Genomic DNA, 15635 nt, shown 5'->3' with positions numbered 1-15635 from the left:
TTTTTGACCTTCTACAGATGAAAGAATTTTTTTCCATCTTTATATCTTTTGATCAGACTATCACAAGGTTTTTTCACTTTCAACGGACATAATCAGAAAATTTTGTCAATTATACAGAAGACTTATTTTATTTAAGGTCTAAATCAGTGATTCTTTTCCATTTTTTTAGTTCTTTTATCTTGTTTCATAATAATCACATAGATGGTTACACTACAAATAAGTACGCAAGAAAGTAGGGATCTCATGTGATAGATGCCCTTATGTGGGGTGGTGTCTCAGGCTCAGCTGTATTAATTGGAGCTATTATAGCTATTTTTGTACCTTTAAAAAAACAGTTGACTGCTTATATTATGGCTTTTGGCACGGGCGTTTTGTTAGGAGCTGCTGCTTACGAGCTCATTCAAGATTCGGTAAAAGAAGCGGGAATTATTGCTTCTTCTTTAGGCTTCTTAACAGGCGCAGCACTTTTTACTCTTCTTGATATGTCTTTAGCTAAAAAAGGTGCTCACAAAAGAAAACGTTCAAACCACCTTGTCCCAGCTAGCTCAGGACTAGCCATTTTTATTGGTACCATTATGGATGCTATACCTGAATCACTAATGATTGGCGCAAGTTTGATTGAACAGCACCACGTTAGCTGGCTGCTTGTTGTTTCTATTTTTATCAGCAATATACCGGAAGGAATCTCCGGGACAAGCGGACTACTAAAAAGCCAATATAAGCGAAAGAAAATTTTTTCATTATGGCTTTCGGTCTTCTTTATATCAGCTCTTTGCTCTTGGATTGGATATCTATTTCTTCAAGACGCTACCCCAAACATGATGGGCTTTATTGCCTCATTTGCCGGTGGTGGAATTGTGGCCATGGTTGCTTCTACGATGTTGCCGGAAGCTTTTGAAGAAGGTGGTCCTGTTATTGGTTTTATTGCTTCATTAGGGTTATTAACTTCTATTATTTTGGATTATCTGTCTTTTTAATGAATAAATTTATATTTTGTATGAAACAAAAAGTGTAGGTCTTTCGTCTTTACAAGTAGATATAAACAAAAGGAGTTACCATTATGAAAAAAATAGATGCTTCTCTTACACTTTGTATAGTGCTCACTTGCCTATCAGGGTGTGCCTATGCACCTCATAATAATCTGTCTGCTGAAAGAGTCTCTGCTTCTTCTATTCATCATACTTCTTCTTTAAAACGTGATACTTCAATAGAAGAAATAACAAATAAACTTCCAGGACACGTTTATTTAAAAGGTATAACTTTTCAAAATGCGCAAAAACCTTACTACTTAGCAATTAACTACGCTGCAACAGATAATCAGCATGCGTTTGAAAAAAGCTGGACGTCTGTTAAAACTAAACGTACACTTTTACATAACGCAACCATTTTACTTTCTGCCGTACAAAATGTTGACAGCGTTCACTTTACTATTAACACGACTGTTCCTCAGACAATCACGATTACTCGAAAAGAGTTAACCGACTTCTACGGAACAGATCTGCGCAATTATAAGGACGGGACTCAAGCATGGAAAGCAAAATACGAAGGGCAGCAAGAAAAAATCGAGGAATTTTATGATGCACATCCAATTACGGAAATGCAGTAAAAGCGGCCCATTGCCGCTTTTTAAAGTTGTTTTTTCATAAACACCTGCTCAAGTTTGATTCCTTCATCTGTATATAAATCTTGAAAACCAAATGATTTTAACATTTTCACGAGTAAGCTATTTCCTTTTTCAGGTACATTATGTGTATTGTAAGCAATTGGTCCATACATATTAAAAATGGTTGCTAATAAAAAGGCCAGAACGTCCTCTGAATTTGAGATATGTTCCTTAACGCTTCCTTGATAAAAAGTAACGGAATTCACGATGCCTCACGATGCCTATGGAAGAAAAATTCTTTTGAAATAATAGATAGCCAACTTCTTCGTTTCTTTCATTCAACGCAATAAACGATTCTCCATCACAAATACAGTCAAATTGATTTTTCCACGGAACGTCGTATGTATAAAAGGGTAGGTTCTGAATATCTTTTGCAAGCCTTCGCTTTAACGAATACGCAAGCTGATTCTTCTTTTTAAGTAAAGAAGCGGGAAAACTACCTCTATGCTTTAGAAAGAAAAGCGTATCTACAATTTCATATCCATATTTCTCATAAAGGTGAATGGCTTTTTTATTGACTGTAAATGCTTCCAGACTGGCTTCCACTACTCCTTGCTGCTGATATTTCTCAAGTGTAGCTTTTAGTAAGGCTTCACCAATTCCCATTTTTCGGTAAAGGAATGCTACACTTGTACCTCCATTCCAAGCATGTTTCTTTCCTTTGACTCTTTTTATTCCATTTAACATAATTCCAGCTGGTGTGTCATTATAAAAAGCTACAAAAGAATGCTCGACAGATAAACGATCCACACCAAACCTACAAATGAATTGATCTAGTGACATCTCAACCGGAATGTAATAATCTTCAAAACCCTTATTAAATGCTTCTAGCGCATCAGAAAAAGAACACTGACTTAAAGGCTTAATTATAATCACAGGACATTCCTTCCTTTTTTAAAAAGATAATAAGCTAAAAAACCATTATAAGGAAAAATCATCAATAACATTCTGAATTTTTGTGGTTTTAAAAAGGAAAGGAAGAAACAAACCCTTTATACACCCTGTCTCTTCCTTTCTTTTAACACTCTATTCTATTGTTTTTTAATCTCTACATCCGAAGCTTTCACAAACGCATAGCGGTGATTAAAATAAATTTGATAATATTCATCTTTTCCCACAATCATTTTGTGATCGTTTGGATTTGTTGTAAAAGTGGGTGCATAGTAATAGTCACTCCTTACTTTTTCTACCCCTACGTACACCTGATCCGGAGAGATTGTATACTGAAGTGGGACCATGTCTTTAACCGGGATATCAGAAGGATAGGCTGAAGCTTCCGGGAAAGCTCCTCCGTACACTTGAATGCCTTCTTTTCCTGCTTTTGGCGTTAATAATATGCCCGTACCTTTACTCGTATTTTTATTATGCGGATTGTAAAACCAGGCTTTTTGTCCTCCGTACCAAATCGCTGTCCATTCTCCTTTTGTCTCAGCCACTGCGTACGTTTGGCCCGTTACAGCTTTGCTTCCCCAGTCTAACGTTTGTTTCGTTCCTGGCCCTGAAGCTGCAGGCTCATTCAGTAGCGGTGAATCATTGCTCGGAGCTTGATGCAAATACACAAAGTTGGCCGGCTGCTTTGGTGCATCTGATACCTCTGGCTGATTGTTTTCAAAGACGGGATTAATTGTAACGGCTAGTTTGCTTGTATGCTGGCGCTCGACTGGGCTTCCTACTAAATCCATATAGTGCCCCCAATCCCAAAACGGCCCGGGATCCGAATGCATACCTGATTGAGCCTTAGGAGACAAACCCGGTACCTCGTCATGACCGATAATATGAGCTCGGTCTAATGGAATATGATATTCTTTGGCAAGGTGGCGTACGAGTCTTGCTGAAGAACGGTACATTTCTTCTGTAAACCACGTGGATCCTTCAAGGGCGAACCCTTCATGTTCGATTCCAATACTGTGCGTATTAAAATACCAGTTTCCTGCATGCCATGCTACATCTTTGTTATGGATCATCTGTGCAATGTGGCCATCACTTGAACGTATGACATAGTTTGCAGCTGCTCTATTAGGGTTAGCAAACAAATCAATGGTTCCGTCATAACTTACTTCTGTATCGTGAATAACAATATAGCGAACATCTGATTTTTGACGATTTGCAATATCATAGTTTCCGTAATCTGAAGGACTTTCGCTGAATTTCCCGTAAAAAGCAGGAATATATTCACATTTTAAAGATGCCGGACAATCCGCTTTATTCGTATTGGAATTTTCAGCACGAGGAATCGACATACCTATATGTTGAGGAGAAATTTTAAGATGCTGTCCATCTGATGTTGTACGCTCTGCCCCTTTTTCCAGCGTTTCATATACATCATCGGCAAATACTTGAGCGTTTTCTTTATCTTGAGAAGAACTGTAAGCGGCGACTGCGTCGTACCATTTCTGATCAGTAGACGGTACGTTTCCATTTTTGTCCTTTGCAATAAAAGCTAGTACAGCAGCGCCACCACGAATATTTTGCACAGGGTCATTTTTTAATCTTTCTTTATCTGATTTAAGCAGCTTAGCAGCTAAGGAGAGCGTTTGCTGTTTGTCATATGCTGGCTTTGAAGGCGCAGCTCCATTTCCTTTTCCATCTTCTAAAGAAGGGATGTCTGTTAAATGCATCAGGCCGTATCCCCCGGCTGCGCTGGGTTTTCCATTATGACTTTCCCAGCGCGACTTGTTGTAGGAAATTGCTTTTAAAAGCGAAGCTGGCACACCAAATTCTTTAGATGCTTGTGCAAATGCTAGCTCCAAAGAGTCCGACTGATTCTCTGCAGCCTGAGCGACTAGAGGCGCTTGTAGCATATGAATAGGCGTATAACCTGTACATATCACCCCAGCCGCAAGCATGGCTGCCCCTATCTTGTTTAGTTTAAATCGTTTTTTTAGTTTCAAACGTATTCCTCCCCCGTAAAGTATGTAAATGAGGTAAATAAAGACATAATATGACTTTACCTCGTTCTCAACCATTTCGTCTTCTTTCTTTCTATTCCCTTGAGACAATAGTCTAGAAGATTCGACAGAGTTACTAGGAGGAAAGATGTGGTAGGAGGAAAAAATGATAAAAACCATCCCTCTTCTTTAAAGCTGCGCTTTCAAAAATGGTGAGTACAAAGGCGGTATATTCATCCCTTTGGCTGCCTTTTTAATAAAGCAGCAATATTGTAGATAATGACATTACTTCTATAATTCAACTATTACTAAACCAAATTTCTTAATTTACCAGTTTTTTAACAGACTGTACGTTCGACATTTTAGTAACTTTTCACCATAGTTAACCATGGAAAAGGTTGCTATTATTAAAGACAAGAGAATGTTTACATATGATTGAACGCAGCAAGAACTGCTCTTGAAAGGAGATACCTTATGAGAGGACACAGCATTCCAGCAATTAAGTTGAATGAAGAAGAAAAAGAAAAATTAGAGGAACTTATTGAACACTATAATTTAAAACGAACGTCTCTCATTCGAAAATTTATTATGGATGGAAAAGTTAAGCCGCCTTTAATCGGCAAAGAAGCAGGTGTGGAACTATTAGTTAACCTGCGAAAAATTGAGTCTGAGCTAAGCCGGCTAAGCAATAATATGCATCAAATCGCAAAGTATTTACATAAACCAAAAGATAAGCAAAATCATTCACAGAACCTTGAACAAATCCTGTTAGAAATGATGAAAAAACAAAAACATGTGCAAGAAGATGTAGAAACTATTTCAGAGCAGCTTAGCGATCATTTATACGTTAAATAGAGAAAAAACGCTCTTTTCATTTTAGAAAAGAGCGTTTTTTATAAAGAAGTAGGGATTTAAATACTTTTTTTCATGCCGCACTTTGCGCATGTACGGATAAAAATAAAGTCTTTTACTAAGCTTTTAAATTTCACATGTCCACAGTTATCGCATCTGCCTGCAACTTTATCCGGAAACTCCTCATATACATATACTTTTGTTAAATCAATCGCTTCTTGTTGCTCTTCCATTTCCATCACACCTTTATACATCTTTACGATTCAGCTCTTTATATTCTATCAAAAATAAGTAAAATTACTAGGGTGAAAGCTTCAAAAAAACAAGCAGGTTTCTTCACGATGTTTTTATCCGTTCAGCTTTGTACCACCATTTTTCTCTATCTAAAAATGCTTTTACATTCAATATTTTTTTATCGTGAAGTGTAAAGATGGCTACCGCAGCTCCTTCTTCAGAAAAGGTTACCGCTGTTTCTAACTTTTCTTTCGTCACAAACACTTTTAATGTTTCCATATTCTCTTTTGTTAATTCCGCAGTTGTGATAGTTTCTCCTTCAATGATTGTATCTTTTTTTTCAATAAAATGTTCTCCATCAATTATCCAGGCTGCATGCGTTTCACTATAAACTTGAAAGAGGGTATTCTTTTTTAAATAACCTGTTCTCTCTGACATATTGATATACTTATACGTCTCCTTATCCTCGGTTGTTTTTATCCATAAAGGTTTATATAAAAAAGTAGGCTTTAGAAACCCTTCCTCGTCAGGATCTCCCACAGAATTTGTAGATTTAGGCTCTAAGTTTAAAAACTGCGCAATCCCTTTTGCATATGCCACCCCCATATCTTTTAGAAATTGAGGATTTTTTAAGAGCTTTGCATCGTGTTCTGTATCAATAAACCCAATTTCAGTTAATACAGACGGCATATATGAACGCCTTAACACACTATAATTAGCTAATTTCCTGCCTCGGTTAGAGTGATTGTATTTAGCGAGAACAAATTTCACATGATCGTGAATATCGTTTCGTAACACAATGGTTTGGTTATTTATATTTTTGCTATAAATAAAATCTTCATATCCCGTTTCGCCACCTGAATTTATATGAATAGATAAGTATATATCAGCCCCCCACACATTGGCTTTGTTGACCCGTTCATTTAATGACAAAAACACATCGGTTGTACGCGTTGTGCAAAGAGAAAATCCTTGATAGTGAGTAGAAAGAAAAGAGATGATGTACTGTTGAACAGCTAACACTACGTCTTTTTCATATAACCCGCTGGCTACAGCTCCTAGATCTGCCCCTCCGTGACCTGCATCTAAATAAATTTTTTTCATATAACCTGTCTCCTCCTTATTCCTAGCATATGCATAAATAAGCGAAGACGTTTGTTATACAAAACTACTTTTATGTATAAAGCTTTTTGCTATGGCTCATTTAGAAGTCTTTACAACTGATTTACCATAGCTGGTAACATCAAAATATGTATTTGATCCATCGTCTTCATTGATCACAACATCTAAGTCATGAAAATAACGATGAAGTTCTTTTAACAGTGCTTGATCTTTCGTCTGCTCTAGCTGTCCAGCGAGCTTTTCCATATGCTGAAAGTCTTTCTTTAAAACAGAATCTTTTACTTCAATGGTGCCAATCGTATTTTTAATGGCTGCTGCTTCTTCTTGTACAGCAGGCCAGTCTGGGTGTTCAATGGCACTCCACCCCGTCAAATCATTTAGTACGTCATGATGTTCAGCTATAAAATCTTTTGCCTGCTGATCGCTGCTTTCCAGCTTATCAACTTTTTGTTGATTCACCTTAATGGCACTTGCCTTTATACTTTGCTGTGATAAAAAAGGAATTTTTCCGTTTTGGTACAATATCCATCCTGTCGCTCCTCCTCCGACTAAAAGAACGGATAAAGATATCGAAATGATCATACGCTTCTTCTTACTTTTATGTCTTTTTTCCATTTGACTCCTTTCCGGGTATTCAAAACCCTTTAGGCCTTATGAACTGAAACGAATAACCTACAAAAATAATTTTACCATATTTTTAATATTAAAAATATTAAAAAAAGAGACTCCTTCGAGTCTCTTTTAATCCACTTCAGTTAACTTTCACCTGTGTGTAACGATTTTTAGGAACATTCAATTGCAAGTTACTTCTTAACGTACTCCCTTCGTATTCTGTACGATACAGGCCTCTTTCTTGCAGTATCGGTACGACGTGTTCAACAAAGTCATCTAAGCCATGCGGAACGCTTGAATGAATAATAAAGCCGTCAGCTCCTTTTTCTTCAAACCACTGTTGCATCAAATTAGCGATATGCTCTGGCGTCCCAATAAATTGTGTTTTAGGTGTAGCAATTCGCAGCGCCACTTCTCGCAGTGTCCACTTATGTTTTTTAGCGTTTTCTTTGATTTTATCAGTTGTACTGCGGAAACTATTACTTCCGATATCCCCTAAATCAGGAAACGCCTCATCTAATGGAAACTGTGAAAAATCAAAATGATCGAAAAAACGTCCTAAATAGTTGAGCGCATGTTCAATTGTTACCAATTGAGCAAGTTCTTCATATTTTCTTTCGGCTTCTTCGGTTGTACTGCCAATGATAGGACCTATTCCCGGGAAAATTAAAAGTTCGTTTTCATTGCGTCCTTGCGCTACGGCTCTTGATTTTACATCTTGGTAAAAAGCTTTCGCTTCTTCTAAATTATCTTGTCCCGTAAACACTGCGTCAGCCGTTTTCGCTGCTAAATCTTTTCCGCTTTCAGAGGAGCCTGCTTGAAACACTACGGGCTGCCCCTGAGCTGAGCGGCCAATGTTTAACGGACCTTCTACAGAAAAAAATTCCCCTTTGTGGTGCAAGCGATGCAGCTTTTTCTCTTCAAAAAATTGTCCGGTTTCTTTATTTCGAATAAATGCATCATCTTCCCAAGAATCCCATAATCCCTTCGTTACCTCTAGAAACTCTTCAGCTATTCTATAACGTTTATCATGAGTGGGGTGCTCTTTTCCATAGTTAAGCGCAGATCCTTCCAATGGAGATGTTACAACATTCCACCCTGCTCGGCCGCTGCTAATATGATCAAGTGAAGCAAATTGTCTAGCCACCGTAAACGGCTCGCTATACGAAGTCGATAGAGTGCCAACTAAACCAATATGAGAAGTGACAGAAGCAAGTGCTGATAGAATAGTGAGAGGTTCAAAACGATTCAAAAAATGCGGAAGCGATTTTTCATTAATATATAACCCATCGGCAATGAACACTAAATCAAATTTTCCTTCTTCCGCTTTTTGAGCCTGCTGCTTGTAAAAACCGAAATTAACGCTGGCATCTGACAAAATTTCAGGGTGTCTCCATGCCCCCATGTTTCCTCCCACTCCATGAATAATAGCCCCTAGCTTTAATTGTCTTTTTATTGTCATATTACCATTCTCCTTTTTCATATCCATTCATAAATTCTCGTAGTTGATTGGTCAAACCGCCTGCTCCAAAGCGAAGGACTCCTTCTTTTTCTGTCTTTCTTTCATTTCCTTCCTGTGCAAATTGCAAAAAAGCGATAACGTGAACTCTTCTAGGGTGAATATTTTCAATTCCTTCGTCATAAAACCATTGATCAATTGTATTGTAAATCCCTTTATTGACTCTGAATTGGCTGTGGCACCAATTAAAAAACTGTAGATCAGGCAGATTTAAATATCTCGCTTGCCCTAGCTTGGAAGCTGTATGTTCACTAGATACATAGCCCATATGTTGAAATCTTTGCTTAACTTGTAGTGTATCGGCTTTAATTTGATGTTTTAAAAACTCAATGGAAGGGAACTTTTTCTCACCTCGCACCCGAAAGATAACGTCGCATTGAACTGTCTCTCCATAAATAACGTCGTTAAAATCCAAAATATGAACCTCAAATGTTTTAGATAGTTCCGATCCAAATGTCGGCTTAACGCCTACATTCATAACTCCTATATGTTCAAGTCCCCGCAGATGAACGAGGACACCATACACGCCATTTTTTAATTCCTCATGCTGAGTATCTATATTAGCTGTCGGAAAACCCAAATGTCTTCCTTGCTGCCTTCCAGGTACAACCTGGCCTTTTATAATAAGTTTTTTGCTTGTTTTAGCTTTTAATGCTCCTCGATTCACTACGTTCACCCTTCTTCCCTTAAGTCTAGTAAAAAATAAAAGGTTCTTTGCACAATGCGTGACATTGTGCAAAGAACCTCTAGTGATCTAGTCGGTTTGTTTAATTTGATGATTTTATCATATACTTATTATTCCTATGAGTCAAGTGGGTTTTAAATTAAAATATTAGATTGTTTTTTCATAAACATAAGAGTAAGGCGAATGCGTTGGGTTAATACGCTTGAAAAATTGCTTTGTTCGATCTTCTTTTGGATTTAAAAATATTTCTTCAGGATGACCTTGTTCGACAATCTTTCCTCCGTCCATAAACACCACGTGATTAGAGACTTCACGGGCAAAACTCATTTCGTGCGTAACAATAATCATCGTAATTCCTTCTTCAGCAATTTTACGAATAACAGACAGTACTTCACCCACCAGTTCAGGGTCCAAAGCAGACGTTGGCTCATCAAATAAAATGACTTCAGGATTTAAAGCAAGCGCTCTAGCGATACCCACTCGCTGCTGTTGACCTCCTGATAACTGACTTGGGTACGCATTTGCTTTTTCAGCAAGCCCAACTTTTTCAAGGACGTCTAAACTTCGTTGTTTTGCTTCTTCCTTTGGCAGCTTTTGAACAATAACTAGCCCCTCCATAATATTTTCAATAACGGTTTTGTGTTTAAACAAATTGTATTGCTGAAAAACCATCGTTGTTTTTTGTCGAAGAGTTAAAATATCTTTGCGGTTTGGCTTTTGGCACTGAACCGTAAATTGATCGATTGAAACTTCTCCTTCATCTGCTTTTTCTAAGAAATTAATGCAGCGTAAAAACGTAGTCTTTCCAGAGCCACTCGGCCCTAAAATGGTCACAACGTCCCCTTTTTTAACAATTAAATCAATACCGTCCAATACTGTATGTTGACCAAATGTTTTTTTAATATTTGTTAATGTAATCATACAATCCCTCCTCGATTATAAACCGTTAATTTTCGTTCAAGCAGCGCTGTTATTCCTTCTATTAACATCGTCAGCATCCAATAAATAAGGGCAGCAGCAATATAGGCTTCTAAAAACTTAAGATTATTTGAAGCTACGATATTAGCTGCACCGTTTAACTCTTTTTGTGAGACGATGAATGCGATAGAAGACGTATGCAAAAAGCCGATGAAGATATTGCATAAATTTGGTAAAGATAAAGCAAACGCCTGAGGGAAAACAATTCGTTTCATCGATTGAAAACGATTCATTCCAATGGAATACGCAGCCTCAATTTGTCCTTTTTCTACCGCTAACAAACCAGAGCGAATGATCTCTGACATATAAGCCCCCGCTGTAAAAGACAAAGCGATTAATACAAATACGACAATAGGAATGCTGTTTGCATTGAAGCCCCATCCATAGTAGCTTGATAGTTTATTAATCAATAGCGGGAACCCTAGGTAAATAACCATAATATGAAGAATGGCAGGCGTTCCTCGAAAAAATGATACGTATACGTTGGCAATAGGCGTTATTATTTTTACTGAATTAATTCTCACAGCCGCAACAGCAATACCAATAAGCAATCCGCCTAGTAATGGACCGATGGTAATAAGGAGTGTTAAAGGTAATGCCTTCAAAATTTCTACAAATGCTGTCCATATAAACGGTACGTCAATAATCATGTTTACACCTCTTTTAGTAAGCTCGTTTTATACATGAACAGGCTGATCGTGTTTTTGCAGCTTCTGTTCGGATTTCATAAAAAATTTCTCTAATATAATGGCTACCAAATAATAAATAATGGCAAGTGCAATATATACTTCAACTGCATGAGCCGTTGCTGCGATAATGGTATCTCCTCTTCCCATCATATCCATGACACCAATGGTAAAGGCTAAAGACGTATCTTTTAAGGAACCAATCACAAGGTTTCCAAAGTTAGGAAATGCTACAACGAGAGCTTGCGGCAGCAAAATTCGAGTGAACGTTTGTTTTCCGGTCATTCCTACACTATACGCTGCTTCAGTTTGCCCTTTATCTACACTATTAATGGCACCGCGCATCATTTCAGAAAAAGACGCCGCCGTGCTCAGTGAATATGTGATAATCACAAATACGAGCGGAGCCATTCTAGAAACGTCAATATGAATCAATTGTAAGAGGGCAGGTACCCCGTAAAAAACTAAAAATAATTGAATTAAAATAGGCGTCCCCCTCATAAAAGAAATATAAACTGCTGCTAATTGACTTAACACCGGTACTTTATAAATACGAGGCAGGGCAATAAACAATCCCAAGGTACTGCCAATCAAAAGTGAAGCAACCAAAATCCAAATTGTAATATGCAAATAAGATAATAATTGAGGAATAGAGGTGAAAATCAGCTCTATATCAAATGCTTTTCCCATCTTTTTCTCTCCTTTGTTTCCCTCTACAGGTAGCGAAAGGACCCAAGTTCAAGGCTTGGGTCACAGTAAGTGATTTAGTTATTTCCAGCTGCTTTTGTATAATCTTCTCCTAGCCATTTTTTGCTTAATTTTGTCAATGTTCCGTCTTCTTTTATTTCTTTTAGCGCTTTATCAACATCTTTTTGTAAACCTGTTTCATTTTTTCGAAGCATAAAATATACTTTTGAATTTGAAATAGCAGGTCCCACAACTTTTTGCTCTGCGTCCGCTTGCTTATTGACAAAGTCAACTGCAAACGGCGTACTAATTGTAGCGTCCGCACGTCCTGTTTTTAGCTGCGTTTTTGTATCATCAGATCCTTGACCTGAATAAACGATATCAATTTTATTTCCATGTTCTTTGTTATACTTATCGATTAAGTTAGCAGAGTTACTCGTTGCTCCTACAATTACCTTTTTACCGCTCAAATCTTTAATTGATTTAATTGACGTATTTTTTTCATTTACAACTACATGTAGCGGAAAGATATTATAAGGTTCTTTATTAAACAGGAACTTTTGTTTTCTTTCTTCATTCACTTCCATCTGATGGGCGACTAAATCAATTTTGTTGGATTCCAAGCTCAAAAGTAAATTAGAAAAATCCATCGTTTTGAATTCAAACTTATAGTTTGGAAGACGTTTGTCTATTTCTTTAACAAGCTCTACGTCATAACCCGTTAGATTTCCTTTATTGTCAAGAAAGCAAATGTTGGGAAATTGCGTACCCGTTCCCACAATAATTTTTTGCACTTTGTCTTTGCTTGCGTTAGCTGCTGTTTCTTTATTGGGTGTTCCGCAAGCGGCTAATAATAAAAGAAGTGATAAAAAGATAGCTGTCAGCTGTAGTTTTTTCATGTGTTTGGTCCCTCACTATGTCTCAAAATAATTTATTGTTTTAACGAGTTAATAAAATGGATGTTGCAGCTATTTAACGATTGGTGAATAGTCTTCAATCAACTTTTCTATTTGTTCATAATCTTTTTCAATAACTCCTTTAAACTGCCCCTTATCTCCAATTTCAACGACCGGTACATGACGAATACCGTATTTAATTTCAAGTAGATCTCGCAAATAATCTTTTCCTTCTACATCGATACTTTCATATTGATGGCCTTTTTCATGAAAATATGCTTTTAGTTCTTCACAATGATGACAACCTTTTCGATTCCATAATAAAATTTTCACTGACATGGTTTCTCCTCTTTTCTTTTAAATGATTAATTAGCTTGTTGTAACTCCTTGTGTTTTTCTAACTCATATCTTTCGGGATGTAAGATCTTCCTTAAGAATACGCCTTTTCCTTCTTCTCCTTGATCGACTTCAAAAAAGCGTTCATACCCTTTTCTTTCATACATAGGAATCAGCCATGGGTGTCGATCAGAAGTAGCTAATGTAACAGCAGGAGCCCCCAGTTGATCTCGAATAACCGTTTCTTCAACCCACGTTAAGAGTTTAGAACCTACTCCTTTCTTTTTAAGCAAAGGATCTACCGCAAACCACCATAAGAAAGGCCAGTTCGTTATTTCTTTATACGTTCTTGCTGTAATCGTAGCTACGATTTTTTCATCACTTTCCAGCACGTAGCAGCGGCTGTTTTGAATGTTTTCTTTTACAAGTTGAATCGTTGCCGTCGCAGCAGGAAATTTAATTCCTAGCTTTCGAATCGGCTCATATGCTCGAAGCGTTAAATCCAACAGTTCTTCAGCATCTTCTACGGTAGCTAATCGAAATAATTCACTCATTTTCTTCACCTCATTTTATAAATGTTTGAAGGGATAGATTACCTTTGTAAATCAGCTCATCCACCGCTTCCTTTAAACGACTTTTGGCATTCGCATTGTTAATACCTGTAAAAGAGACGTATTCATGAAGTAGAAAAAGACTGCTGAGCCAGTAAGGTCTACCTAAAAAAGACGCTAAAAGTTTTAAATCATACTTAGCTTTTAGTAAAGAATTCACATTTTCACCAATAAGAATTGGCAGAAGTATTTTTTTATACAATAAATCTTCTGGCAATATTTTTGTTAGCCGTTCAAAAGATTCTACGTATGTTTCATTTACTCCCGATAACAGAACGACAATGCTTTTAGCTTGGTTCATTTTCGAAATAAATGCCTTTACTTCTTTCTGCGCTTCCTGCTTCAAAGCGTGTACATCATGATACGAGATAGCTTCGGCGTGCACTCCTTTTGAGGTTAAGCAAGCTTCTAGCTCATCTTTCACTGAGGCTATTTGTTGATAATTATGAGAGCTTCCGTTATATAAAATACATACATCGCTCACCTTTTCCCCCTCCTTTTTACAGCAAAAAGACTCCTAGAGTTTCCTCAGGAGCCTTTGGTAGACCAATCAGCTTTAACTGTTTTTTTGATAAAACCGGAGAATGAAGTGAAGTGTCTTTGAAACATACTCACTCAATTCTTATTTATCCAAGTTGTTTTATCGGCTTTTCTATTTGATGATTCAACTATATAGCCTCAAAATGGCAAAGTCAACTTATTTTTCAAAAAATATTTTTCTTTAAAAAAACTCTTTTCATCTGGAAAATCCTTTGCTAAAATTAATCCCAATTATTCTTACCTTTTTTATCAACTTTAAGGAGTGTTTTCAGTGAAATTAAGTATTTTAGATCAAAGCCCGCGTTATGAAGGTGAGCGTGCTGAAGATGCATTTCAGCATACCATTCAATTAGCTCAGCTAGCAGAAGAACTTGGCTACCACCGTTTTTGGGTAGCGGAGCATCATGACTCTGAACATGTTGTAGGATCATCACCCGAAGTGTTAATTTCTCACCTGCTCGCCAAAACACATCATATCCGTATCGGCTCAGGCGGTGTTATGCTTCAACACTACAGCCCTTATAAAGTAGCAGAAAATTTTAACGTTTTAGCCTCATTATCTCCAAATCGCATCGATCTTGGAATCGGCAGAGCACCAGGAGGACTACCTCATTCTACTCAAGCCTTGCAACAAAACTCTCAGCCCACTAAGTCCTTAACAGACAAACTGATAGAACTTAAACAATACCTAAACGATACGCTGCCGGAAGATCACCCTCTTTACGGTTTAAAAGCCTATCCAAGGCCCCAAAAAGCAGCAGATATGTTTTTACTGGGAGCAAGTGCTTCAAGCGCAGAGCTAGCGGCATCTCTAAATCTTCCTTATGTATTTGCTCAATTCATTAATGGTGATCAAAAAGTGCTAGAAGAAGCGATTTCCGTCTATAATCAGCACGTTTCATCCCATGCACGCTCGCTTGTCGTTGCCCTTTCCGTCATCGTAGCGGATACCGTAGAAGAAGCAAAAGCATTAGCATCCAGCACAAAAATATTTAAAGTATACTTACAAAGTGGGAAATCCGCTACATTAGGCTCCAAAGAAAAAGCGGAAGAATTTGTTCAGCAGTCTAAAGAAAGCTATCGAATTGAAGAAAAAGAAGCAAACGTCATATACGGCACAAAAGAAACCGTTCGTCAAAAGCTCCAAGCTTTGAAACAGGCATTTTCTATTGATGAATTTATTATTCTTACTGCTCTTAAAGATTTTGAACAAAAAAAGCGGTCTTATACGCTCTTAAAAGAAGCTTTCAGTGAAGGAGATGCTCAGAAAACGAATCAAACTCTAGCAGCTTACTAATCAAGAGGCTGAAATAAAAGAATTTTAGT

General features: G+C 37.4%; 19 protein-coding genes. 4 read left to right on the top strand and 15 right to left on the bottom strand.

Annotation, left to right across the window (positions count from 1 at the left end):
- Positions 1-245 precede the first annotated feature (245 nt).
- Complete coding sequence (locus LJY09_RS09990; RefSeq protein ID WP_028413578.1) at positions 246-977, top strand: ZIP family metal transporter; 732 nt, start codon at positions 246-248, stop codon at positions 975-977.
- Positions 978-1060: 83 nt separating this feature from the next.
- Positions 1061-1606, top strand: a complete 546-nt coding sequence (locus LJY09_RS09985; RefSeq protein WP_028413579.1) for a DUF4825 domain-containing protein — start codon at positions 1061-1063, stop codon at positions 1604-1606.
- A 20-nt stretch (positions 1607-1626) separates the two neighbouring features.
- Here LJY09_RS09985 and LJY09_RS09980 read toward each other — a convergent pair whose 3' ends face one another.
- From LJY09_RS09980 to LJY09_RS09970, 3 genes are all read right to left on the bottom strand, one after another.
- Positions 1627-1869: a hypothetical protein gene (locus LJY09_RS09980; protein ID WP_228307696.1), complete on the bottom strand. Its 243-nt coding sequence runs from the start codon at positions 1867-1869 to the stop codon at positions 1627-1629.
- A complete protein-coding gene (locus tag LJY09_RS09975; protein WP_228307695.1) occupies positions 1835-2539 on the bottom strand; it encodes a GNAT family N-acetyltransferase in 705 nt (234 codons plus the stop codon). The genes LJY09_RS09980 and LJY09_RS09975 overlap by 35 nt, the downstream gene beginning before the upstream one ends.
- Before the next feature lie 155 nt (positions 2540-2694).
- On the bottom strand, positions 2695-4554 hold the full coding sequence (locus tag LJY09_RS09970) for an N-acetylmuramoyl-L-alanine amidase (RefSeq protein WP_098112541.1): 1860 nt from the start codon (positions 4552-4554) through the stop codon (positions 2695-2697).
- 471 nt (positions 4555-5025) lie between these two features.
- On the opposite strand from LJY09_RS09970, the gene LJY09_RS09965 reads away from it, so the two are divergent.
- Complete coding sequence (locus LJY09_RS09965) at positions 5026-5406, top strand: plasmid mobilization protein (protein ID WP_028413582.1); 381 nt, start codon at positions 5026-5028, stop codon at positions 5404-5406.
- Positions 5407-5462: 56 nt separating this feature from the next.
- Here the strand turns inward: LJY09_RS09965 and LJY09_RS09960 are convergent, their stop codons facing one another.
- From LJY09_RS09960 to LJY09_RS09905, 12 genes are all read right to left on the bottom strand, one after another.
- Positions 5463-5642, bottom strand: a complete 180-nt coding sequence (locus LJY09_RS09960; protein WP_025752091.1) for a DUF8096 family protein — start codon at positions 5640-5642, stop codon at positions 5463-5465.
- A 97-nt stretch (positions 5643-5739) separates the two neighbouring features.
- Positions 5740-6741, bottom strand: coding sequence for an N-acetylmuramoyl-L-alanine amidase family protein (locus LJY09_RS09955; protein ID WP_028413583.1), 1002 nt, complete (start codon positions 6739-6741; stop codon positions 5740-5742).
- 96 nt (positions 6742-6837) lie between these two features.
- The gene (locus tag LJY09_RS09950) at positions 6838-7341 is read right to left on the bottom strand and encodes a hypothetical protein (RefSeq protein ID WP_228123049.1); all 504 of its coding nucleotides are present in this window, start codon (positions 7339-7341) and stop codon (positions 6838-6840) included.
- A 169-nt stretch (positions 7342-7510) separates the two neighbouring features.
- Entirely contained in the window at positions 7511-8833 is a 1323-nt protein-coding gene (locus LJY09_RS09945; RefSeq protein WP_033578807.1) for an LLM class flavin-dependent oxidoreductase, read from the bottom strand.
- A gap of 1 nt (position 8834) precedes the next feature.
- Positions 8835-9557 carry a riboflavin kinase gene (locus tag LJY09_RS09940; RefSeq protein WP_047751101.1) on the bottom strand — a complete coding sequence of 241 codons (723 nt, stop codon included), beginning with the start codon at positions 9555-9557 and terminating at the stop codon, positions 8835-8837.
- Between the two features lie 165 nt (positions 9558-9722).
- Positions 9723-10496, bottom strand: coding sequence for an amino acid ABC transporter ATP-binding protein (locus LJY09_RS09935; RefSeq protein WP_034265635.1), 774 nt, complete (start codon positions 10494-10496; stop codon positions 9723-9725).
- Positions 10493-11203, bottom strand: a complete 711-nt coding sequence (locus LJY09_RS09930; protein WP_155010187.1) for an amino acid ABC transporter permease — start codon at positions 11201-11203, stop codon at positions 10493-10495. Before LJY09_RS09930 ends, LJY09_RS09935 begins: the two co-directional genes overlap by 4 nt.
- A gap of 27 nt (positions 11204-11230) precedes the next feature.
- Positions 11231-11929 (bottom strand): amino acid ABC transporter permease, encoded by a 699-nt coding sequence (locus tag LJY09_RS09925; protein WP_155010188.1) that lies wholly within the window; start codon positions 11927-11929, stop codon positions 11231-11233.
- Positions 11930-12003: 74 nt separating this feature from the next.
- Entirely contained in the window at positions 12004-12825 is an 822-nt protein-coding gene (locus LJY09_RS09920) for an amino acid ABC transporter substrate-binding protein (RefSeq protein ID WP_033578803.1), read from the bottom strand.
- A 69-nt stretch (positions 12826-12894) separates the two neighbouring features.
- On the bottom strand, positions 12895-13161 hold the full coding sequence (locus LJY09_RS09915) for a glutaredoxin family protein (protein WP_028413591.1): 267 nt from the start codon (positions 13159-13161) through the stop codon (positions 12895-12897).
- Positions 13162-13187: 26 nt separating this feature from the next.
- Positions 13188-13712: a GNAT family N-acetyltransferase gene (locus LJY09_RS09910; RefSeq protein WP_028413592.1), complete on the bottom strand. Its 525-nt coding sequence runs from the start codon at positions 13710-13712 to the stop codon at positions 13188-13190.
- Between the two features lie 10 nt (positions 13713-13722).
- Positions 13723-14253 (bottom strand): hypothetical protein, encoded by a 531-nt coding sequence (locus LJY09_RS09905; protein ID WP_028413593.1) that lies wholly within the window; start codon positions 14251-14253, stop codon positions 13723-13725.
- A 327-nt stretch (positions 14254-14580) separates the two neighbouring features.
- Here LJY09_RS09905 and LJY09_RS09900 point away from each other — a divergent pair, with 327 nt between their 5' ends.
- Positions 14581-15606 (top strand): LLM class flavin-dependent oxidoreductase, encoded by a 1026-nt coding sequence (locus LJY09_RS09900; protein ID WP_155010189.1) that lies wholly within the window; start codon positions 14581-14583, stop codon positions 15604-15606.
- Positions 15607-15635 lie beyond the last annotated feature (29 nt).

Origin of the sequence: Priestia sp. J2, assembly GCF_020790095.1 — a bacterium.
Lineage (GTDB): Bacteria > Bacillota > Bacilli > Bacillales > Bacillaceae_H > Priestia > Priestia zanthoxyli.
The sequence above is the reverse complement of the archived record's forward strand: the minus strand, read 5'-3'. Positions and strand labels throughout refer to the sequence as shown.

What these genes read in the sequence shown, in the direction of transcription:
- LJY09_RS09920 (WP_033578803.1), bottom strand. Translation starts at nt 12,825, where the DNA reads ATGAAAAAACTACAGCTGACAGCTATCTTTTTATCACTTCTTTTATTA.
- LJY09_RS09985 (WP_028413579.1), top strand. Translation starts at nt 1,061, where the DNA reads ATGAAAAAAATAGATGCTTCTCTTACACTTTGTATAGTGCTCACTTGC.
- LJY09_RS09925 (WP_155010188.1), bottom strand. Translation starts at nt 11,929, where the DNA reads ATGGGAAAAGCATTTGATATAGAGCTGATTTTCACCTCTATTCCTCAA.
- LJY09_RS09960 (WP_025752091.1), bottom strand. Translation starts at nt 5,642, where the DNA reads ATGGAAATGGAAGAGCAACAAGAAGCGATTGATTTAACAAAAGTATAT.
- LJY09_RS09950 (WP_228123049.1), bottom strand. Translation starts at nt 7,341, where the DNA reads ATGATCATTTCGATATCTTTATCCGTTCTTTTAGTCGGAGGAGGAGCG.
- LJY09_RS09910 (WP_028413592.1), bottom strand. Translation starts at nt 13,712, where the DNA reads ATGAGTGAATTATTTCGATTAGCTACCGTAGAAGATGCTGAAGAACTG.
- LJY09_RS09965 (WP_028413582.1), top strand. Translation starts at nt 5,026, where the DNA reads ATGAGAGGACACAGCATTCCAGCAATTAAGTTGAATGAAGAAGAAAAA.
- LJY09_RS09945 (WP_033578807.1), bottom strand. Translation starts at nt 8,833, where the DNA reads ATGACAATAAAAAGACAATTAAAGCTAGGGGCTATTATTCATGGAGTG.
- LJY09_RS09930 (WP_155010187.1), bottom strand. Translation starts at nt 11,203, where the DNA reads ATGATTATTGACGTACCGTTTATATGGACAGCATTTGTAGAAATTTTG.
- LJY09_RS09935 (WP_034265635.1), bottom strand. Translation starts at nt 10,496, where the DNA reads ATGATTACATTAACAAATATTAAAAAAACATTTGGTCAACATACAGTA.
- LJY09_RS09915 (WP_028413591.1), bottom strand. Translation starts at nt 13,161, where the DNA reads ATGTCAGTGAAAATTTTATTATGGAATCGAAAAGGTTGTCATCATTGT.
- LJY09_RS09955 (WP_028413583.1), bottom strand. Translation starts at nt 6,741, where the DNA reads ATGAAAAAAATTTATTTAGATGCAGGTCACGGAGGGGCAGATCTAGGA.